Annotated in this window: 13 protein-coding genes and 5 rRNA genes (1 of these 18 cut by a window edge); 5 read left to right on the top strand and 13 right to left on the bottom strand. The window is 42.5% G+C overall.

From position 1 onward, the window contains the following. Together NQ499_RS12500 and NQ499_RS12505 are read right to left on the bottom strand one after the other, a co-directional pair. Positions 1–2,568: ribosomal RNA gene (locus NQ499_RS12500) — 23S ribosomal RNA — on the bottom strand (it extends 320 nt beyond the left edge of the window). A gap of 235 nt (positions 2,569–2,803) precedes the next feature. Beyond that, positions 2,804–4,334, bottom strand: a 16S ribosomal RNA gene (locus tag NQ499_RS12505). Positions 4,335–4,740: 406 nt separating this feature from the next. On the opposite strand from NQ499_RS12505, the gene mgtE reads away from it, so the two are divergent. After that, positions 4,741–6,129, top strand: coding sequence for a magnesium transporter (gene mgtE / locus NQ499_RS12510; protein ID WP_006506811.1), 1,389 nt, complete (start codon positions 4,741–4,743; stop codon positions 6,127–6,129). Positions 6,130–6,192: 63 nt separating this feature from the next. On the opposite strand, the gene rrf is transcribed toward mgtE, so the two are convergent. The 11 genes from rrf to thrC form a co-directional block, all read right to left on the bottom strand. After that, positions 6,193–6,301 (bottom strand): 5S ribosomal RNA (gene rrf / locus NQ499_RS12515). Between the two features lie 61 nt (positions 6,302–6,362). Beyond that, positions 6,363–9,250, bottom strand: a 23S ribosomal RNA gene (locus NQ499_RS12520). Positions 9,251–9,485: 235 nt separating this feature from the next. After that, a 16S ribosomal RNA gene (locus NQ499_RS12525) occupies positions 9,486–11,015 on the bottom strand. The 16S, 23S and 5S rRNA genes sit together here, the layout of an rRNA operon. Before the next feature lie 319 nt (positions 11,016–11,334). Next, complete coding sequence (locus tag NQ499_RS12530; RefSeq protein WP_006505194.1) at positions 11,335–12,783, bottom strand: glycoside hydrolase family 1 protein; 1,449 nt, start codon at positions 12,781–12,783, stop codon at positions 11,335–11,337. Between the two features lie 12 nt (positions 12,784–12,795). After that, positions 12,796–13,671 carry an alpha/beta hydrolase family protein gene (locus NQ499_RS12535; protein ID WP_006505195.1) on the bottom strand — a complete coding sequence of 292 codons (876 nt, stop codon included), beginning with the start codon at positions 13,669–13,671 and terminating at the stop codon, positions 12,796–12,798. Next, positions 13,668–14,888 (bottom strand): hypothetical protein, encoded by a 1,221-nt coding sequence (locus tag NQ499_RS12540; protein WP_006505196.1) that lies wholly within the window; start codon positions 14,886–14,888, stop codon positions 13,668–13,670. The genes NQ499_RS12535 and NQ499_RS12540 overlap by 4 nt, the downstream gene beginning before the upstream one ends. A gap of 11 nt (positions 14,889–14,899) precedes the next feature. Further along, on the bottom strand, positions 14,900–15,151 hold the full coding sequence (locus NQ499_RS12545) for a hypothetical protein (protein ID WP_006505197.1): 252 nt from the start codon (positions 15,149–15,151) through the stop codon (positions 14,900–14,902). 260 nt (positions 15,152–15,411) lie between these two features. Then, positions 15,412–15,648 (bottom strand): hypothetical protein, encoded by a 237-nt coding sequence (locus NQ499_RS12550; protein WP_040389739.1) that lies wholly within the window; start codon positions 15,646–15,648, stop codon positions 15,412–15,414. Positions 15,649–15,719: 71 nt separating this feature from the next. Beyond that, complete coding sequence (locus tag NQ499_RS12555) at positions 15,720–16,478, bottom strand: histidinol-phosphatase (protein ID WP_040389740.1); 759 nt, start codon at positions 16,476–16,478, stop codon at positions 15,720–15,722. 41 nt (positions 16,479–16,519) lie between these two features. Beyond that, positions 16,520–17,413: a homoserine kinase gene (gene thrB, locus NQ499_RS12560; protein WP_006505200.1), complete on the bottom strand. Its 894-nt coding sequence runs from the start codon at positions 17,411–17,413 to the stop codon at positions 16,520–16,522. 2 nt (positions 17,414–17,415) lie between these two features. Next, a complete protein-coding gene (thrC, locus tag NQ499_RS12565; RefSeq protein ID WP_006505201.1) occupies positions 17,416–18,900 on the bottom strand; it encodes a threonine synthase in 1,485 nt (494 codons plus the stop codon). A 182-nt stretch (positions 18,901–19,082) separates the two neighbouring features. Between thrC and asnA the strand changes: the two genes are divergently transcribed. From asnA to NQ499_RS12585, 4 genes are all read left to right on the top strand, one after another. Further along, positions 19,083–20,099 carry an aspartate--ammonia ligase gene (gene asnA / locus NQ499_RS12570; RefSeq protein WP_006505202.1) on the top strand — a complete coding sequence of 339 codons (1,017 nt, stop codon included), beginning with the start codon at positions 19,083–19,085 and terminating at the stop codon, positions 20,097–20,099. A gap of 56 nt (positions 20,100–20,155) precedes the next feature. After that, on the top strand, positions 20,156–22,054 hold the full coding sequence (locus tag NQ499_RS12575) for an NAD(+) synthase (protein ID WP_040389741.1): 1,899 nt from the start codon (positions 20,156–20,158) through the stop codon (positions 22,052–22,054). 115 nt (positions 22,055–22,169) lie between these two features. Beyond that, a complete protein-coding gene (locus NQ499_RS12580; protein WP_006505204.1) occupies positions 22,170–22,352 on the top strand; it encodes a hypothetical protein in 183 nt (60 codons plus the stop codon). Then, a complete protein-coding gene (locus NQ499_RS12585) occupies positions 22,345–22,905 on the top strand; it encodes a hypothetical protein (protein ID WP_006505205.1) in 561 nt (186 codons plus the stop codon). Before NQ499_RS12580 ends, NQ499_RS12585 begins: the two co-directional genes overlap by 8 nt. The last annotated feature ends 138 nt before the right edge of the window (positions 22,906–23,043 follow it).

The following is a 23,043-nucleotide window of genomic DNA, read 5'->3' on the forward strand; positions in this document are numbered from 1 at the left end:
TCGCGTACCGCTTTAATGGGCGAACAGCCCAACCCTTGGAACCGACTTCAGCTCCAGGATGCGATGAGCCGACATCGAGGTGCCAAACCTCCCCGTCGATGTGAACTCTTGGGGGAGATCAGCCTGTTATCCCCAGGGTAGCTTTTATCCGTTGAGCGACGGCCCTTCCATTCGGATCCGCCGGATCACTAAGCCCGACTTTCGTCCCTGCTCGACCTGTATGTCTCGCAGTCAGACACCCTTATGCCTTTGCACTCTATGCATGGTTTCCATCCATGCTGAGGGTATCTTTGGGCGCCTCCGTTACTCTTTGGGAGGCGACCGCCCCAGTCAAACTGCCCGACTGACACTGTCCCGTGGCCCGTTGCCTCCGGTTAGGACCTAGATGCATGAAGGGTGGTATCCCAACAGCGGCTCCCCGTACGCTGGCGCGCACGGCTCACAGCCTCCCACCTATCCTGTACATCATGCATCCAAGCCCAATGTCAACCTGCAGTGAAGCTCCATGGGGTCTTTCCGTCTAGTCGCGGGCAACCTGCATCTTCACAGGTACTAAGACTTCACCGAGTCTACAGCTGAGACAGCGCCCAAATCGTTACGCCTTTCGTGCGGGTCGGAACTTGCCCGACAAGGAATTTCGCTACCTTAGGACCGTTATAGTTACGGCCGCCGTTTACTGGGGCTTCGGCTCGCTGCTTCGCTTGCGCTGACAGCTCCCCTTGACCTTCCAGCACCGGGCAGGCGTCACCCCCTATACTTCGGCTTGCGCCTTCGCAGAGAGCTGTGTTTTTGGTAAACAGTCGCTTGGGCCGTTTTACTGCGGCTCCATTTCTGGAGCACCCCTTCTCCCTAAGTTACGGGGTCATTTTGCAGAGTTCCTTAGCTATAGTTCTCTCGCTCACCTCAGGATTCTCTCCTTGCCCATGTGTGTCCATTTTCGGTACGGGCCGATGCGTGTTGTGCTAGAAGCTTTTCCTGGAAGCCTGCTCTCAGCTTTTCCGTACTTGCCGCAGCTTTCCGTATGCTTCGCGCCTTCCCCCTGCGCGCACCGGATTTCCCTGGTGCGCAGGTATCTCGCTTGCCCCAGCTATTCCAGCAGCTGGTTGCCTGAGCCTTCTCCGTCACTCCATCGCCACACATCGGGTACGGGAATATCCACCCGTCGTCCATCGGCTACGCCTTTCGGCCTCGCCTTAGGTCCCGACTATCCCAGAGAGGACGAGCCTTCCTCTGGAGACCTTGGGCCATCGGTGCGTGGGATTCTCACCCACGTGCCGCTACTCACGCCGGCATTCTCTCTTCCATGCGCTCCACATGCCCTCTCGGTCATGCTTCTCCGCTGCATGCAATGCTCCCCTACCACATTCCTGTCCATAGCTTCGGTGTCATGCTTAGCCCCGGTAAATTATCGGCGCAGAGTCATTCGACTAGTGAGCTGTTACGCACTCTTTGAAGGATGGCTGCTTCTGAGCCAACCTCCTAGTTGTCTGCACGTCTCCACTTCCTTTTCCACTTAGCATGCACTTTGGGACCTTAGCTGATGGTCTGGGCTGTTTCCCTCTTGACGACGGACCTTATCACTCGCCGTCTGACTGCCGCAGATGACACCGTGACATTCGGAGTTTGATTATGCTCAGTACCGCGGGATGCGGCCATCGCATATTCAGTGCTCTACCTTCACGGCTCTCTCGCTGCGACGCTAGCCCTAAAGCTATTTCGGGGAGAACCAGCTATCTCCGGGTTCGATTGGAATTTCACCCCTAGCCACAAGTCATCCGCCAACGTTTCAACGGGGGTCGGTTCGGTCCTCCATCGGGTCTCACCCCGACTTCAACCTGCTCATGGCTAGATCACCCGGTTTCGGGTCCACGACCTCAGACTATGTCGCCCTGTTAAGACTCGCTTTCGCTGCGGCTCCGCATCTCCTGCTTAACCTCGCCTGCTGATCGTGACTCGCCGGCTCATTCTACAAAAGGCACGCCATCACCCTTTGACGGGCTCTGACTTCTTGTGGGCATGCGGTTTCAGGTTCTCTTTCACTCCCCTCCCGGGGTTCTTTTCACCTTTCCCTCACGGTACTGGTTCGCTATCGGTCACAGAGTAGTGTTTAGCCTTTCGGGATGGTCCCCGATGATTCCGGCAGGATTCCACGTGCCCCGCCGTACTCAGGTGCCGCCTCGATCCATGTCGAGCCTTCGGATACGGGTCTCTCACCCTCTGCGGATCCCCTTCCCATGGGATTCTCCTGACTCTTCATGTCATCTTTCTCGGCGGTCCTACAACCCCGGACTATGTCCGGTTTGGGCTCCTCCGCTTTCGCTCGCCGCTACTTACGGAATCGACTTCTCTTTCTCTTCCTGCAGGTACTTAGATGTTTCAGTTCCCTGCGTATTGCCCCGTCATGACGGTCGTCATGCGGTCTCCGCTTCGAAAGCGGAGGGGTTTCCCCATTCGGATATCGGCGGGTCATCGCGTGCTTACCGCTCGCCGCCGCATTTCGCTGTTCGCTGCGTCCTTCATCGCCTCTCTGTGCCCAGGCATTCTCCGTACGCCCTTTCTTCCTTGACCTTGTGATTGGTTCTCTTTAGTTCGCTTGAGTATTTCTGTTCTTAGTATTTTTTGCCTTCAGACCAGATGTACTAGACCTTCTTATCTTTGTTTGATTTCTCGATCTCACTTACATCTTATCTTTGTGTGCAGAAAGTTTTTAAAACTTTCCATTTGATGATCATATCTGATTTTCAAGGATCTCTCCTGAGTGCCAGAGCACTCAAAACTGAACATTACACGTCTGTCTCCCTAGAAAGGAGGTGATCCATCCCCACGTTCCCGTAGGGATACCTTGTTACGACTTCACCCCAATCATCAGCCCCACCTTAGACAGCTCCCTCCCTTGCGGGTTGGGCCGCCGGCTTCGGGTGTTGCCAACTCTCATGGTGTGACGGGCGGTGTGTACAAGGCCCGAGAACGTATTCACCGCGGCATGCTGATCCGCGATTACTAGCGATTCCGGCTTCGTGCAGTCGAGTTGCAGACTGCAGTCCGAACTGGGAACGGGTTTCTGGGGTCCGCTCCGGCTCGCGCCTTCGCTTCCCTCTGTCCCGTCCATTGTAGCACGTGTGTGGCCCAGGTCATAAGGGGCATGATGATTTGACGTCATCCCCGCCTTCCTCCTCCTTGCAGAGGCAGTCTCGCCAGAGTCCCCAACTCAATGATGGTAACTGGCGACAGGGGTTGCGCTCGTTGCGGGACTTAACCCAACATCTCACGACACGAGCTGACGACAACCATGCACCACCTGTCTTCTCTATAGCTATGAGGATGTCTCCATCCCTTTTAGATCGATGTCAAGACCTGGTAAGGTTCTTCGCGTTGCTTCGAATTAAACCACATGCTCCACCGCTTGTGCGGGCCCCCGTCAATTCCTTTGAGTTTCATTCTTGCGAACGTACTACTCAGGCGGGTCACTTATTGCGTTGACTGCAGCACCGGGGTTTGACCCCCGACACTTAGTGACCATCGTTTACGGCGTGGACTACTAGGGTATCTAATCCTATTTGCTCCCCACGCTTTCGGGAATGAGCGTCAGTTGCGGCCCAGACCGTCGCCTTCGCCACTGGTGTTCCTCCATATATCTACGCATTTCACCGCTACACATGGAATTCCACGATCCTCTTCCGCACTCTAGCCGCCCGGTTTCCATGGCTTACCGAAGTTTAGCTTCGGTCTTTCACCACAGACCCTTGCGGCCGCCTGCTCCCTCTTTACGCCCAATGATTCCGGATAACGCTCGCCACCTACGTATTACCGCGGCTGCTGGCACGTAGTTAGCCGTGGCTTTCTGGTAAAGTACCGTCACTCGCACACCATTTCCTGTGTCCGACGTTCTTCCTTTACAACAGAGCTTTACGACCCGAAGGCCTTCTTCGCTCACGCGGCGTTGCTCGGTCAGGGTTTCCCCCATTGCCGAAAATTCCCTACTGCTGCCTCCCGTAGGAGTCTGGGCCGTGTCTCAGTCCCAATGTGGCCGTCCGCCCTCTCAGGCCGGCTACGCATCGTTGCCTTGGTGGGCCGTTGCCCCCGCCAACTAGCTAATGCGCCATAGGTCCATCCCTGCGCTATCCTGTGAAGGATATTTGGCATGAGCTCCATGCGGTGCTCATGGCTATGCGGTATTAGCAGGAGTTTCCTCCTGTTATCCCCCGCACAGGGGCAGGTTACCTATGTATTACTCACCCGTTCGCCACTCATCTTCCGAAGAAGATTCGTTCGACTTGCATGTATTAGGCACGCCGCCAGCGTTCATCCTGAGCCAGGATCAAACTCTCCACGAAAATATGTGAAGAGCTGATGTTCAGCTCATCAATTAAATGTTTTCAAATAAATCTGACGTGTATCTGTTCAGTTTTCAATGTTCTGTCTCAGCCCGTCTCCCGGACTGCCTGTCTATAATACCTAAAATTTCGGAACTTGTAAAGTGTTTTTTGAAAAAAATTTCCATTTTCTTAAAAAGTATGAAATAAATGTTAATGTAAAGGGTACTTTTTCACTTTACTTTTTTGGTGGATTTTGTTATAAAAAGAAATGGACAATGAAAAGAGGTGGTTTAGATGGACAGTCACGAGCAACACATAATAAATAGAAAAAGCAATCAAATTCCAGTGACTGTTTGTCTAATTTTTTAAGAACTTCACTGGTATTTGCTCGGCATAATCATATTATGAAAGAGAGGAATACATCATGACAGAAAGAAAGTACAGTAATGATTATGTGCAGGACATTTTGCGCATTATCTCTTCAGAACATACACTTGAAGAAAAAACAAATTTATTAGATGAATATCATGACAAGGATATTGCAGAAGCATTTGAGTTATTACCAAAAGAAGAAAGAAAATTATTCTTTGATTATTTTGATATAAAAAGATTATCTTCCATTATTGGTTATATTGAAGATCCAGAAGATTATATTCAGGACTTTGGATATAAAAAGTACGCAATGCTTCTTAATAAGATGGACTTAGATGATGCGGTCGATATCTTAGAAAACTTAAATGAAAAAACTAAGAGCCGTCTCCTTCCTTATTTACATGTAAAAAGAAGAGAGGATATCTTATTAATTAAATCATTTAATCCTGATCAGATTGGTCACGAAATTACAACTAACTTCATTTCAATCGAACGTGGTTTGACTATCAGAAAAGCAATGAAGGAACTAATAAGACAATCTAGTACACACGATAATATTAATACAATTTATGTAACTGATCATAATCAATATTATGGTGCTATTGATTTAAAGGATTTAATTGTTGCTAGAGAAAATGATGATTTAGAAGAAATTATCGCAACTTCTTATCCACATGTTTATGCACACGAAGAAATCAGTGAATGTATTGATGAAATTCGTGAATACGAAGAAGATTCATTCCCTGTACTCAACGATAATAATGAAATTATTGGTGTTATTACTTCTACCGATATTACTGACTTCGTTGAAGATGAACAGGATGAAGATTATGCTAAGTTAGCAGGTATGACTGAACAATCAGATCTAGATGAAACAGTAAAAGATGGTATGAAAAAAAGACTTCCTTGGTTAATTCTTCTTTTATTCCTTGGAATGATTGTTTCGACTGTAGTAGGTTTATTTGAATCAGTTGTTGCAGAGATTGCGATTGTTGTATGTTTCCAATCACTTATTTTAGATATGGCTGGTAATGTAGGAACACAGTCACTTGCCGTCACTATTAGACTACTTGTTGATGAGAACATCTCCGCTAAAGATAAATTCAAATTCACCTTAAAAGAATTAAATATTGGTTTAAGTAATGGAACAATCCTAGGATTATTATCATTTGTATTTATTGGATTCTATATTATGTTCGCCAAGAATAGACCATTTATGGATGCCTTCATCTTATCTGGATGTGTTGGTGTTTCATTATTTGTAGCTATGGTCTTCTCAAGTTTAGTTGGTGTAGTCATTCCAATGTTTTTCCATAAAATCAAGGTTGACCCAGCTGTTGCATCAGGGCCTTTAATTACTACAATCAATGACTTAGTTGCCGTTGTTACATACTATGGCTTAGCCTGGATCTTATTGATCCAAGTATTCCATGTACATTAGGACCTTATCGGTCCTTTTTTTTTGCACAAAAAAAGCCCTCCTGAAGGAAGGCATAAAAAAAGGACCTGGCAGCTTGCTATTGTCGCGTCTTCACACTATCGTCGCCGTTATGATGCTTAACTTCCGTGTTCGAGATGGGAACGGGTGTGTCCATCATGCTATCGCCGCCAGATCCTCGAGGGATCCCTCAAAACCAGATACGTCATCTCTACTAGTCTCTACTCTCTCCAATCTTGGCCAAGTCCTCGGCCTATTAGTACCGCCCCGCTAAGCACATCGCTGCGCTTGCACTCGCGGCCTATCAACCTCGTCGTCTTCGAGGGGCCTTACTTGTCGCCAATGGGAGGTCTCATCTTGGAGGGGGCTTCACGCTTAGATGCCTTCAGCGCTTATCCCGTCCGGACTTGGCTGCCCAGCTGTGCCACTGGCGTGACAACTGGTGCACCATCGGTCCGTCCACCCCGGTCCTCTCGTACTAGGGGCAGCTCTCCTCAAACCTCCTGCGCCCACGACAGATAGGGACCGAACTGTCTCACGACGTTCTGAACCCAGCTCGCGTACCGCTTTAATGGGCGAACAGCCCAACCCTTGGAACCGACTTCAGCTCCAGGATGCGATGAGCCGACATCGAGGTGCCAAACCTCCCCGTCGATGTGAACTCTTGGGGGAGATCAGCCTGTTATCCCCAGGGTAGCTTTTATCCGTTGAGCGACGGCCCTTCCATTCGGATCCGCCGGATCACTAAGCCCGACTTTCGTCCCTGCTCGACCTGTATGTCTCGCAGTCAGACACCCTTATGCCTTTGCACTCTATGCATGGTTTCCATCCATGCTGAGGGTATCTTTGGGCGCCTCCGTTACTCTTTGGGAGGCGACCGCCCCAGTCAAACTGCCCGACTGACACTGTCCCGTGGCCCGTTGCCTCCGGTTAGGACCTAGATGCATGAAGGGTGGTATCCCAACAGCGGCTCCCCGTACGCTGGCGCGCACGGCTCACAGCCTCCCACCTATCCTGTACATCATGCATCCAAGCCCAATGTCAACCTGCAGTGAAGCTCCATGGGGTCTTTCCGTCTAGTCGCGGGCAACCTGCATCTTCACAGGTACTAAGACTTCACCGAGTCTACAGCTGAGACAGCGCCCAAATCGTTACGCCTTTCGTGCGGGTCGGAACTTGCCCGACAAGGAATTTCGCTACCTTAGGACCGTTATAGTTACGGCCGCCGTTTACTGGGGCTTCGGCTCGCTGCTTCGCTTGCGCTGACAGCTCCCCTTGACCTTCCAGCACCGGGCAGGCGTCACCCCCTATACTTCGGCTTGCGCCTTCGCAGAGAGCTGTGTTTTTGGTAAACAGTCGCTTGGGCCGTTTTACTGCGGCTCCATTTCTGGAGCACCCCTTCTCCCTAAGTTACGGGGTCATTTTGCAGAGTTCCTTAGCTATAGTTCTCTCGCTCACCTCAGGATTCTCTCCTTGCCCATGTGTGTCCATTTTCGGTACGGGCCGATGCGTGTTGTGCTAGAAGCTTTTCCTGGAAGCCTGCTCTCAGCTTTTCCGTACTTGCCGCAGCTTTCCGTATGCTTCGCGCCTTCCCCCTGCGCGCACCGGATTTCCCTGGTGCGCAGGTATCTCGCTTGCCCCAGCTATTCCAGCAGCTGGTTGCCTGAGCCTTCTCCGTCACTCCATCGCCACACATCGGGTACGGGAATATCCACCCGTCGTCCATCGGCTACGCCTTTCGGCCTCGCCTTAGGTCCCGACTATCCCAGAGAGGACGAGCCTTCCTCTGGAGACCTTGGGCCATCGGTGCGTGGGATTCTCACCCACGTGCCGCTACTCACGCCGGCATTCTCTCTTCCATGCGCTCCACATGCCCTCTCGGTCATGCTTCTCCGCTGCATGCAATGCTCCCCTACCACATTCCTGTCCATAGCTTCGGTGTCATGCTTAGCCCCGGTAAATTATCGGCGCAGAGTCATTCGACTAGTGAGCTGTTACGCACTCTTTGAAGGATGGCTGCTTCTGAGCCAACCTCCTAGTTGTCTGCACGTCTCCACTTCCTTTTCCACTTAGCATGCACTTTGGGACCTTAGCTGATGGTCTGGGCTGTTTCCCTCTTGACGACGGACCTTATCACTCGCCGTCTGACTGCCGCAGATGACACCGTGACATTCGGAGTTTGATTATGCTCAGTACCGCGGGATGCGGCCATCGCATATTCAGTGCTCTACCTTCACGGCTCTCTCGCTGCGACGCTAGCCCTAAAGCTATTTCGGGGAGAACCAGCTATCTCCGGGTTCGATTGGAATTTCACCCCTAGCCACAAGTCATCCGCCAACGTTTCAACGGGGGTCGGTTCGGTCCTCCATCGGGTCTCACCCCGACTTCAACCTGCTCATGGCTAGATCACCCGGTTTCGGGTCCACGACCTCAGACTATGTCGCCCTGTTAAGACTCGCTTTCGCTGCGGCTCCGCATCTCCTGCTTAACCTCGCCTGCTGATCGTGACTCGCCGGCTCATTCTACAAAAGGCACGCCATCACCCTTTGACGGGCTCTGACTTCTTGTGGGCATGCGGTTTCAGGTTCTCTTTCACTCCCCTCCCGGGGTTCTTTTCACCTTTCCCTCACGGTACTGGTTCGCTATCGGTCACAGAGTAGTGTTTAGCCTTTCGGGATGGTCCCCGATGATTCCGGCAGGATTCCACGTGCCCCGCCGTACTCAGGTGCCGCCTCGATCCATGTCGAGCCTTCGGATACGGGTCTCTCACCCTCTGCGGATCCCCTTCCCATGGGATTCTCCTGACTCTTCATGTCATCTTTCTCGGCGGTCCTACAACCCCGGACTATGTCCGGTTTGGGCTCCTCCGCTTTCGCTCGCCGCTACTTACGGAATCGACTTCTCTTTCTCTTCCTGCAGGTACTTAGATGTTTCAGTTCCCTGCGTATTGCCCCGTCATGACGGTCGTCATGCGGTCTCCGCTTCGAAAGCGGAGGGGTTTCCCCATTCGGATATCGGCGGGTCATCGCGTGCTTACCGCTCGCCGCCGCATTTCGCTGTTCGCTGCGTCCTTCATCGCCTCTCTGTGCCCAGGCATTCTCCGTACGCCCTTTCTTCCTTGACCTTGTGATTGGTTCTCTTTAGTTCGCTTGAGTATTTCTGTTCTTAGTATTTTTTGCCTTCAGACCAGATGTACTAGACCTTCTTATCTTTGTTTGATTTCTCGATCTCACTTACATCTTATCTTTGTGTGCAGAAAGTTTTTAAAACTTTCCATTTGATGATCATATCTGATTTTCAAGGATCTCTCCTGAGTGCCAGAGCACTCAAAACTGAACATTACACGTCTGTCTCCCTAGAAAGGAGGTGATCCATCCCCACGTTCCCGTAGGGATACCTTGTTACGACTTCACCCCAATCATCAGCCCCACCTTAGACAGCTCCCTCCCTTGCGGGTTGGGCCGCCGGCTTCGGGTGTTGCCAACTCTCATGGTGTGACGGGCGGTGTGTACAAGGCCCGAGAACGTATTCACCGCGGCATGCTGATCCGCGATTACTAGCGATTCCGGCTTCGTGCAGTCGAGTTGCAGACTGCAGTCCGAACTGGGAACGGGTTTCTGGGGTCCGCTCCGGCTCGCGCCTTCGCTTCCCTCTGTCCCGTCCATTGTAGCACGTGTGTGGCCCAGGTCATAAGGGGCATGATGATTTGACGTCATCCCCGCCTTCCTCCTCCTTGCAGAGGCAGTCTCGCCAGAGTCCCCAACTCAATGATGGTAACTGGCGACAGGGGTTGCGCTCGTTGCGGGACTTAACCCAACATCTCACGACACGAGCTGACGACAACCATGCACCACCTGTCTTCTCTATAGCTATGAGGATGTCTCCATCCCTTTTAGATCGATGTCAAGACCTGGTAAGGTTCTTCGCGTTGCTTCGAATTAAACCACATGCTCCACCGCTTGTGCGGGCCCCCGTCAATTCCTTTGAGTTTCATTCTTGCGAACGTACTACTCAGGCGGGTCACTTATTGCGTTGACTGCAGCACCGGGGTTTGACCCCCGACACTTAGTGACCATCGTTTACGGCGTGGACTACTAGGGTATCTAATCCTATTTGCTCCCCACGCTTTCGGGAATGAGCGTCAGTTGCGGCCCAGACCGTCGCCTTCGCCACTGGTGTTCCTCCATATATCTACGCATTTCACCGCTACACATGGAATTCCACGATCCTCTTCCGCACTCTAGCCGCCCGGTTTCCATGGCTTACCGAAGTTTAGCTTCGGTCTTTCACCACAGACCCTTGCGGCCGCCTGCTCCCTCTTTACGCCCAATGATTCCGGATAACGCTCGCCACCTACGTATTACCGCGGCTGCTGGCACGTAGTTAGCCGTGGCTTTCTGGTAAAGTACCGTCACTCGCACACCATTTCCTGTGTCCGACGTTCTTCCTTTACAACAGAGCTTTACGACCCGAAGGCCTTCTTCGCTCACGCGGCGTTGCTCGGTCAGGGTTTCCCCCATTGCCGAAAATTCCCTACTGCTGCCTCCCGTAGGAGTCTGGGCCGTGTCTCAGTCCCAATGTGGCCGTCCGCCCTCTCAGGCCGGCTACGCATCGTTGCCTTGGTGGGCCGTTGCCCCGCCAACTAGCTAATGCGCCATAGGTCCATCCCTGCGCTATCCCGTGAAGGATATTTGGCATGAGCTCCATGCGGTGCTCATGGCTATGCGGTATTAGCAGGAGTTTCCTCCTGTTATCCCCCGCACAGGGGCAGGTTACCTATGTATTACTCACCCGTTCGCCACTCATCTTCCGAAGAAGATTCGTTCGACTTGCATGTATTAGGCACGCCGCCAGCGTTCATCCTGAGCCAGGATCAAACTCTCCACGAAAATATGTGAAGAGCTGATGTTCAGCTCATCAATTAAATGTTTTCAAATAAATCTGACGTGTATCTGTTCAGTTTTCAATGTTCTGTCTCAGCCCGTCTCCCGGACTGCCTGTCTATAATACCTAAAATATCGGAACTTGTAAAGTGTTTTTTGAATATTTTTTAGTAATTTCCTGTGCATTCTTATTTTAAGCTGATATCCGCTATGTTTTTTTACTTTTATTACTTTCTATCCTTTTTTTATAACTGCCTCTTATAGCCTCTATATACGCCATTTAAACATATAAAAGACTGACTACAGTGAGTCAGCCTTCAATCATTTATAATTCTTCACCATTTGTTTCTATGACTTTCTTATACCAGTAATAAGAATCCTTTGGAATTCTCTTAAGAGTACCTGAGTTTTCATCTTCATCACGATCTACATAGACAAAACCATAACGTTTCTGATAACCATTTAACCAGCTTAACAAATCAGTGTATGACCATGTACAGTATGCAAGAATACGACATCCATCATCACATGCTTTCTTTAATTCCTCGATATGGTTACGTAAATATTCAATACGATATGAATCATGAATCTGTCCATCTTCTAATTTATCAAATGCACCAAGCCCGTTTTCTGAGATAACGATTGGCAAATCATAACGTGAAGTAATCTTACGACATGCAAAACGTAATCCCATAGGATCAATAGTCCAGTCCCAGTCAGTTGTAGGAAGATTCTTATTAGCTGGTACTTTATACATACCTGGCACACCTTCCATCTCAGCTGTACCTTTTTTACCTGTATTGTTTTCACCGCCAAGAGAATCAACACCATCTAATGGGTTATATTCAATACTGCATGTCTTATAATAGTTCACGCCCATAAAGTCTACCTTTGCGGCAGCTGCCTTTAGAATTTCAAGGTCACCTTCCTCAAAGTGTGGGGCAACACCTAATGATTCTAAGTATTTCATGGCAGATCTTGGATAACGTCCATATGCATAAACATCCATCCAGTAATATGACTTCAAATCTTCATAGTCTACACATGCCATCTGATCTTCTGGCTTATCAGACACAGCATAAGCTGGACCATATGCGAATGATGAGCCAACTAATGCATCAGGATAAAGTTCTTTTAATGCCAGTACTGACTTAGCATGAGCCATGAATGCATGATGATTTACCTGATAGTAAGTCTTCATATCTTTGAATTTTCCTGGTGGATGTTTTGCAAGCATCCAGCCATGGCCTGTGAAGACATTCTGTTCATTCAAGATAATCCAGTGTTTAACACGATCACCATAACGTTTAAATAATGTTGTTGCATAATTCACAAAATCATCGACAATACGACGGTCTTCCCAGCCATGATATTGATCTTCTAATGCCTGTGGTAAATCCCAATGATATACAGTCACCATTGGTACGATGTTATACTTTAAGCATTCGTCAATTAAGTCATCATAGAACTGTAGACCTTTTTCATTCACCTGTCCGTTACCAGCTGGAAAGATTCTTGACCAGGCAATTGAGAAACGATAAGTCTTAAGACCCATTTCACCCATTAATCTGACATCTTCTTTATACATGTGATAATGATCAACTGCTTTATCACCTGTAGTGGCTTTGAATGTCTTGCCAGGGATTCTTACAAACTTATCCCATACAGAAGGTTTTTTACCATCTTCAGCCCAGGCACCTTCTACCTGATAAGCAGCTGAAGCACTTCCCCATAAGAAATCCTTTGGGAAACCTTTTGATTCTTTAAAATACATAGCGTCCTCCTATCATCCATTTCTATTTAAAAACTCTGTAAGAAGATCCTTATAAGGATGCTTTTCATCAAGAGCATAAAATGGCTTATCTTTTAATGGCATCAGTTCTTTTTCACATACTGCTGCATTGTATAAATCAAATACATCATTAAAATCTGCTTTATTGTTGTTCTTGTTCTGAATAAATAATGTAGGAATAGTATTTTTCCTAATATATCTCATGACATCTAGATCATCTAGAGTGACATTTAATTCTTTTCTTAACACAATCGAAAGAAGAGGTCGTGTGATTGATTCTGGATATCCATCATTCTTCATTAAATATGCAAAGTAGTCACGTACATTCTTAAATGTACTTTCTACAATCATGCTTGTTGCATTCTTTAATAAGCCAGCACTACCTGCACAAAGTAGTGCAGTTGCACCTGTTTCTTTACCATAGAAGAAGACATGATGTTCTTTACCATATTTTTGAATAATATAACGATTCCAGTAGTTGATATCCATAACATCCTGAAAACCAACACCTCTTGTGACACCATCCGATGAACCATTGCCATAACAGTCAACCATCAAAATGTTGGTATGTGGACAGATTGACTGAAAATAGAGTGCTTCATTCTCTAAAGAAGAAGCATCCTTAGTAAATCCATGAACCATGATCAATGTATTGTCTGCATGATCCACTTCAAGAAGATAACCAGTTAAAATCGCATCATTCATATTCTTAATACGTACAACCTGAGGTTTTAAAACCTCAAATGAAGTACGATTAATATGTGTACGATATAAACGTTCATCCACAAACTGACTTGTTTTTTGATATAACCCTGCACCTGCAAGGACAGCTGTCCCGAAGACCGCTGTAACTATGTTTCTCTTTTTCATTTATACCAATCTCCAAAATTATCTAATAACAATCTATTGATATTCAATACCTGTTCAAATGAGCTGAGTTTATACTTATCATTATTCATTCTACCTGCAAAGAATCGAATAGCGGCAACAAGTTCATTACGAACTGATGTACGCATTTCTGTCGGGAATGAACTAATTGGGAAGCAAGTGAATATAAATGTATTGTAATCATTGCTGAATAAATCCAACAATACATCATAACCTTCATTTTTTAATAACGTATTACCTAATGCAAGATCTAAATCATGATTTGCATAAACAAGAATAGAATCCACAATTGTTCTAAATACCTGTTTAATTACTTCTCTAAAAGGTTCTTTCTTATTTAAATAAGAATAAAATAAATAAGAATAAACAAGATTACACTGATTTAAATTATTCGCTTCCTTATCATATAAGATAAAGTGCTTTTTCAAATTGTCTGATAAAGCCTTTAAAACAACCTCATTATAATTAAATAATGAACCAAGATTGCTCATAATACAAAATGCGAATAAGGTATGCTGACATAGTAGATGCATAAGATGGAACAAATAGCTTGCTGCATGCTTATAGAATACATCTAAGTGATCTACGATTTCCTGGATCAATTCTCTCACATAATATAAATGATATTGATATTCAGTATCACGATACTTGGAATTTGGTCCATCCCAATCATATTCATAAAGTATGTTACGCAATAATAAGATCAACGAACAAATATAAACATCATATTTTTGTGTCTTGATTAAATCATGCATCACTGGAAGATAGATTTCATAAAAAGAATCAATTGTCTTCTGATTAATACCCTGATGATACTTCATATACTCCAATATCTCGATATAATCGATTGGTGCCATGTTTGTATCAATCAAATGATGTTCCTTCACAATTTTTGGAATCAAAGAATAATGAAGAATATGTTTAAACTTTTCTTTATAAAAAATATGTACCAGCGCATCTTTAATAATAAACTGCTTTTCCTGGTCATTTAAATTTTCTGAAAATTCCGCATCAACTTTCTCACCATATGAAAGCTCAACATAAATATCGATATTTCTGAAGCTCTCATCAAGCATATAATAATGAAACTTCATAGCAGTATCACCAATGCGATAACTACATCTATAACGATATTTACCTAGATAATGACTTTTATGTTCATCCAGGTACTGTTGGATAACATCTTCTATTTTACCCATACAATTCCTCCTTAAAAATCATTTTCATGAGCCATCTTAAAACGAGCGATTGATCCACTCTTAATAAAACGTTCTGCAAAGAAACGAATATTATCTAAATGAAAGTCTCCTCCCATTGTAAGAGAAGTATCCATGATTTCTTTTGTTAAGGCATAAAGCGCTTCTTCAGTTAATCCATAATCATCTGGATTAATGATTTCTCTCACCGCTTCTACACATTCTTCAAGATGTGCTGTTTTATCTATATCTGTAATATGTTCCATTTTTATCACCACCTTTATTATACATCAAATAATATATCCATTATCAAGCCTTTGATTTATACTAGGCACTTCTATTTTAAAGGTTTTTCGCTATAAAAGAAATAATATCATTGTTTTTTCCCATCTAAAGCAATTATACAAACTATAAAATAATACGACCATGATATATATTACTACATTTCCATTGTCTTTAGTGTATTAAAAAATATTGGATATATCGATGTTTTTCACTATAAGCACACTCATAGTTGTCAAAAGGATTAGAATTTTATTTTCTTCCTATAAGTCCATGTCTGATCATCACCAAGCATATATTCACCATAATGAACACGATGACCATCACTTTTTCTAATCACAATAGGAATCCATCCATCATAGATATGTTTAGAATCGTTAAAAATATAAGCATCCTCTGTTTCAAATGCTTCATTGATATGTATTGCCATTTCACCAAGTGATTCTAAAGCGATTTTCTTTGCTTCTTCATAATTAACCATATGCATTTTCTCCTTCTCTTATTTATATTATGCACTCATATCACCAAAACAAAAAGGCTTTTTCAAGCCTCCTATTTCAACATCTTTATATCTTCGGTAATCTCTAATCCATTCTCTTTTAAATAAGTATAAGCACGATTGTATGTTTGAGTGTCTTTTAATGCACCTGCATCATGCGCATCTGTTCCTATAATAATACGATTATGATGCTTTTTACATAAATCAATAAATGGCTGACTTGGATAATGACGCATTGCCTTATATCCTAATAAATTGAATTCTAAAGGCATATTTATTTCAGCTGCATGAATACAGATTTTTTCTAATTCATCAATATGTTCCTGCTTACTTTCATCATAAAAGACAACATCAGGATGTGCTACATATGAGAATAAACCTGTATCCATTGCCTTGAGCACCTGTGATACATATCTTTTTAATTCTTCTAAACTTACAGGATACCCATAGTAAATACCTGTTTCATCACTGCCATCAAAATGATTACCTAAAATAAGATAATCGAGTCCATAACGTTCTACCTGCTCCTTAAGCCAGTCCATCTTATCTTCAAAATATTCACATTCTAAACCAATCTTAATAGAAATCTTGTCTTTATATTTATCTCTAAGTACTGATAATGTATGGACATAGTCTTCAAGTTGTGATTCATCCATACGCATTGTTGCATGATAGCCTGAATCATAATGCCATGGTGTATGATCTGAAAAGCCGAGTTCTGTATATCCAGCTGAAATGGCTGCTAGGATATACTCTTCTTCACTTCCAATTGCGTGCATACATCTTGTTGTGTGTGTATGATAGTTCTTCATTTGATCCTCCTGAAAATAAAATACCTGACAACTGCCAGGTATTATAAAAAGTCACATGTAAATCCACGTTCATCTAATTCTAACTTTTCTACTTGCCATCCGTCAATTAAAGATCCTAATTCTTCTTTAATACGAACAACACCCATTGTATCATCCGCACGAATTAAAGCCATGATAGTAGGCCCTGCACCTGATAGATAAGCACCTAATACTTTTTCATCCTTCTCTAATACATCCATAATAGGGAAGAAGTTGTCAATTAAGTGTCCACGATATGGCTGATGGAAACGATCCTTAAAGCCTAGTTTTAAACCTTCATCATATCCATTAATAAGTGATGCAACCATCAATGCAAGATGAGAAACATTCTTAATCGCATCTGCACGGTCTAATGTCTGTGGTAATACAGAACGTGCTTTTTCTGTAGATAATGTGAAAGGTGGAATGAGCGCTACATAACGATAGTCCTGTTTAACAGGGATTGAAAGTGTAGTCACTTTATGTTCTTCCATAACAGAAACAGTTAAACCACCAAAGATGGCTGGGGCAACGTTATCTGGATGTCCTTCAATCTTAGTCGCAAGTTCAAGGATGTTCTGACGTTCTTCATAACGATTCTTGAATGCGAAAGCACCGACAATACCAGCAACAATACATGTAGAAGAAGAACCTAATCCTCTTGTATAAGGAACATCTCCTTCATTGGTAATACGTAGTCCTTTATAATCTAATCCTACATAACGTGCACCTTCTTCAAAGGCACGATAAGTTAAGTTATCTTTATTCGCAAACTGTTCAGGACATCCTAAGATTTCTAATCCTTCATCTAATAATTCAAAAGTGAATGTATTATATAAAGTGACTGCTAGACCCGCAACATCAAATCCAGGTCCTAAGTTTGCGCTTGTTGCAGGAACTCTTACCTTTACAAACATAATTAGTACTCCTTGATTTTATCTGCAATAGTATCTAAAATGGCATCTCTATCAATAACACCCTTATGAAGGATTTCACGATTCTTAATACCCTTTAATGGATAAGAAATTTCCATACCAGTTAATTCATGTAATTTTTCAATAGCCGTATAAACATCTACTTCTTCACCAGTTAATGCCTGATATACAGATTCTGGGAACTTATAAGGTGACGCAGTTGAAAGTAAGATTGTCTTAGTTGTATCCCCAGTATTCTTGACATATTCTTCATAAACACCATAACCAACCGCTGTATGTGTATCTAATAAATACTTATTTTCATTCCAGCAGTCATGAACAACTTTAAGTACATCTTCTTCTCCAAGACATCCTGCCTTGAATTCTTTCTGAACTCTTGCAAGTGTTTCATCATCTACTTTATAAACACCTGTTTCTTTAAGTTCTTCCATATACTTATTTACTTTTTCACTATCACCATTCACCATGAACCATACTAATCTTTCTAAGTTACTAGAAACTAAGATATCCATTGCAGGTGCATTCGTTTTATAAAATTCACGTCTTGCATCATAAGTACCAGTTGTAAAGAAATCGGTTAAGATATTATTCTTATTAGAAGCAACAATGAACTGGTTCACTGGTAAGCCCATATTTTTTGCAATCCATCCAGCTAAGCAGTTACCAAAGTTACCTGAAGGCACTGTAAAGTTCACTGCTTCTCCTAACTTAATTTCATTTCTCTTTACAAGTGTTAAATAAGAATAGAAATAATAAACAATCTGTGGAATTAAACGTCCAATATTAATTGAATTAGCAGAAGATAAGAAAATATGATGTTCATCACAAAGTTCTTTTAATTCTTTTGAACCAAAAGCCTTCTTAACTGCAGACTGTGCATCATCAAAGTTTCCTCTAATACCAATGATTTCAACATTCTTACCTGTTGTTGTGACCATCTGCTGCTGCTGAATAGCAGATACACCATCAATTGGATAGAAAACCTTAATACAAGTCCCTTCAACATCCTTAAAGCCTTCTAATGCAGCTTTACCAGTATCACCACTTGTTGCTGCAAGAATCATCACTTCACGTTCTTCACCTTTCTTCTTTAAAGAAAGAGTCATCATTCTAGGAAGCATAGATAATGCCATATCCTTGAATGCAGCTGTAGGACCCTGATAGAGTTCTGCAACATATACATTTCCTGCTTTCTTTACAGGAACCACTTCATCACAGAATAAACCTTCACCATAAGCCTGGTTGCAAGCTGTATGTAACGCTTCCTTTGCATCGCTTGGTGCAAATGTACTAATAATCTCTGTTGCAAGATCAACATAGTTTAATGATAGAAGTTCTTCTAAGTTTTTCTTCTCAAAATCGAAGTCAGGTACAAGTAATCCCCCATCACTTGCGATTCCCTGAAGAATAGATGTATAAAAATCAATAGGTGTCTGATTGCCTCTTGTGCTCTTAAACAATTTTTCCATTGTGCATCTCCTTATCTTGTGTTTTCAACATTGTATTAAATAATCGGAAATAAGTCAATCAAGTTCGTTATTTTTTCAATTTCCCTAAATTATTACATATTTTTAAATATTCAAAGAAATACTGTTTTCTTTCTTTCTTTTTTATTTTTTTCTTATATAATCATGTATAAAGGAGTAAAGTTATGAGCAAAGTATTTATACCAGAGAATTATCACTCACAACTCAATCTGATTGAGACTGAAGTTGCGATTAAAATGATTAAAGACTATTTTGAAAGACGTTTATCAGAAGAATTAAGACTCACTCGAGTATCTGCCCCATTATTCTTATTAAAAAACACAGGATTAAATGATGATTTAAACGGAACTGAAAGACCAGTGGCCTTCAACAGCTATGAATTGAATAATGATGATGAAATTGAAATCATTCATTCACTTGCAAAATGGAAACGTGATGCGCTTTATAGATATGGCTTTGAAGCACATACTGGACTATATACAGATATGAACGCAATTAGAAGAGATGAAACAATCGATAACCTTCATTCTATGTATGTAGACCAATGGGACTGGGAATTAGTGATCAAACCTGAAGATCGTACTGTTGATTTCTTCAAACAGACTGTTAAGAAGATTTATAGAGCTTTATTAGATTTAGACTTCTTAATGATTCGTCATTATCCACAGTTAGATAAGGGATTATTACCAGAAAAGATCTTCTTTATTACAACACAGGAATTAGAAGATGTTTATCCTGATTTAACACCAAAAGAAAGAGAAAGAGCCATCACTAAAGCAAAGAAAGCAGTCTGCTTAATGAAAATCGGGGATACCCTTAAGTCTGGCATCAAGCATGATGGACGTGCACCGGACTATGATGACTGGACTCTCAATGGTGATATTCTTGTTTATCATCCTATTCTTGATGATGCATTTGAATTATCTTCTATGGGGGTACGTGTTGATGCGAAAGCCTTAGAGGAACAGCTAAAGAAAGCTCATGCAGAGGAACGTACTGAACTTCCTTATCACCAGAATGTTTTAAATAATGTTTATCCATTAAGTATTGGTGGCGGTATTGGTCAGTCACGTTTATGTATGTTCTTCTTAAAGAAAGCCCATATTGGTGAAGTACAGGCTTCATTATGGGATGAAGATACAATGCGTATCTGCGAAGAAAATGATATACATTTATTATAAAGTTCACTCACGTGAACTTTTTTTGATATAATGAGAAGGAAATTGGAGGAATGCTTATGAAAGATGGTTTTATTAGAGTTGCAGCTGGTTCTTTTAAAGTCTCTATCGCAAATGTGAAAAAGAATGCGCAGGAGATTATCCGTTTATCAAAAGAAGCCAACGCAAATCATACACAGGTTCTTGTATTAAATGAATTATGTTTAACTGGTTATACAATTGAAGATCTTTTCTTTCAGAAGAGAGTATTGAATGAATCAGAAACACAACTTCAATATATTTTAGATGAAACAAAAGATCTTGATACAGTGATTGTAATTGGTATGCCACTTGTCATCCGTAATGATCTTTATAATTGTGCTCTTGTACTACATAGAGGAGATATTCTAGGTGCTGTACCTAAGACATATATTCCAAATTATCATGAATTCTATGAAGGCAGACATTTCAAGAGCGGTCGTGATCTCGATGAATATATTACTTTATGTGATCAGGAAATTCACGTCACAACTGAACAGCTTTTTGAAGATGTAAATCATCCTTGGTTAAAGATTGGGGTAGAAATATGTGAAGATGTATGGGCTCCTCATACACCAAGTACTGATGCATGTTTAAATGGGGCCACACTTATTGTGAACCCTTCTGCTTCTAATAACTTAACAGGTAAGAGTGATTATAGACGCAGTTTGATCAGTGCAACAAGTGCAAGACTTGTATGTGGCTATGTTTATAGTAATACGGGTGTGGGTGAATCAACAACTGATGTTGTATTTTCTAATCATCACCTTATTTATGAAAATGGTACATTACTTAAAGAATCTACTCAGTACTCAACAGGTTTAATCTACGCCGACATGGATTTAGAAAAGATTCATACAGAACGTATTGAAATGACCACTTATGAGAGTGAAGATTATTTTGATGCCGTACCATTTATGTTAGATGATGAAGAACTGGATTTAGATCGTTATTATGATCCTCATCCATTTGTCCCTAGTGATAAAGAAAAACGTGCAGCCCGTTGTGAAGAAGTATTTAATATCCAGACTCATGGCTTAATGCAGAGATTAGAAGCCGCTCATATTAAGAAAGTCGTTGTTGGTATGTCTGGAGGACTTGATTCTACTCTTGCCTTACTTGTTATGCATAAGGCATATAAGATGTTAGGACGTCCTGTATCAGATATTATTGCGGTCACTATGCCTTGTTTTGGTACAACAGATCGTACTTTAAATAACGCCTTAACACTTATGAAGGAACTAGAAGTCACTTCTATGACAGTCAATATCAAAGATGCCGTTAACCAGCATTTTAAGGATATTAATCATAACCCTGAAGTTCATGATGTCACTTATGAAAACTGCCAGGCACGTGAAAGAACACAGGTTCTTATGGATATTGCGAATCAGGCAGGTGGTATTGTCGTAGGTACAGGAGACTTATCAGAAGTTGCACTTGGATGGTCTACTTATAATGGTGACCATATGAGTATGTATGGTGTCAATGTCTCTGTTCCTAAGACACTAGTAAGATATCTTGTTGATTATGTATCCACTTTATATAAAGGTGAAGTATTAGAAGCTACATTACAGGATATTCTTCATACACCAGTCTCACCTGAATTACTTCCTGCAAAAGATGGTGAAATTACTCAGAAGACAGAAGATATTGTAGGACCTTATGAATTACATGACTTCTTCCTTTATCATCATGCAAGATTCCATTATGAACCACAGAAACTATTACGTATTGCGATTCATACATATGGTGATAAATACGATGAAGCAACAATTAAGAAATGGCTCACTCTATTCTATAGACGTTTCTTTACTCAGCAGTTCAAGCGTAGCTGTATCCCAGATGGACCTAAAGTTGGTTCAGTGGCTTTATCTCCTCGTGGAGATTTACGTATGCCTAGTGATGCAGATGTATCTATGTGGCTTGATGAATTACGTTAATAGATAAAGCTGTAACGAATAGATAGTATTTAATACTACCTTGAGCGTTACAGCTCTTTTCTATATTCCACAAAAAGGTTATTCACTAATTAACTCATGGAGCAACTGAGAAAAAATGTCTAATGGAAAGGGTACTATTGCAAAATTAGCAGATGGAACAATTGTTTCTTATAGAAAAGTATCCTCATCTGATGGAACTCCAGCTGTAGATATCAATATTAAAAATAGCAAAGAGTCAGGCGGAGTCAAACAACAAAAAATACATTTTGTAAAGGAGGAAAAAGATAAAAATGACTAAGATACAAGATTTTAGATTAAGTGAATCACATTTCAAGCCATTTATTGGTAAAAGTTTCAAAAAGTATCGATGTGATTCATTTGATTATACAAACAGTGTAACAGGAGTCGTAGGAATTTATATCAATGATAAAACATTTGAACTTCGTAATGAACAAGAATCGATACAATATTTTGATTCAATTGATGATATTGCTTTATGGTCAATTAAAGAGGTAAATGAAAATGACATTCGCTCTTTTTTTGAAGATACTGACCAAATTGATACTCCAGTTGATGAAAAAGTCAATAAAATTACTTTAGTGAATGAGCATCAAAAAGTTAAAATTTCTGATGATATCTATGAACTGTGGATCACACGAGCAATCATATTCCATCTCGAAACTAAGGATATTTACTTCGAAAAAGATAATACTGCTTTTTCGGAAGAAATAGAAATCAAAAGAGGTCATGATTTAGTGAATGAATTCCCAAAGAAAAATGATTTTTTCTTAAATCAATGGATAAATGGAATTACTCCTTCTGTTGAAACTGAATTTGTTTTAATTAAATAATCTAAATATTATAATTGAAAATCATCTTAGAGGCTGTAACGAACAGATAGTATCTACTACCTAGAGCGTTACAGTTTCTTTTTTTCTTAACTCCATTATATAGGTGTTATAGAGACTGAACTTAATGCATGATTTTAG

The organism is Catenibacterium mitsuokai (assembly GCF_025148785.1).
Classification (GTDB): Bacteria; Bacillota_I; Bacilli_A; order Erysipelotrichales; family Coprobacillaceae; genus Catenibacterium; species Catenibacterium mitsuoka.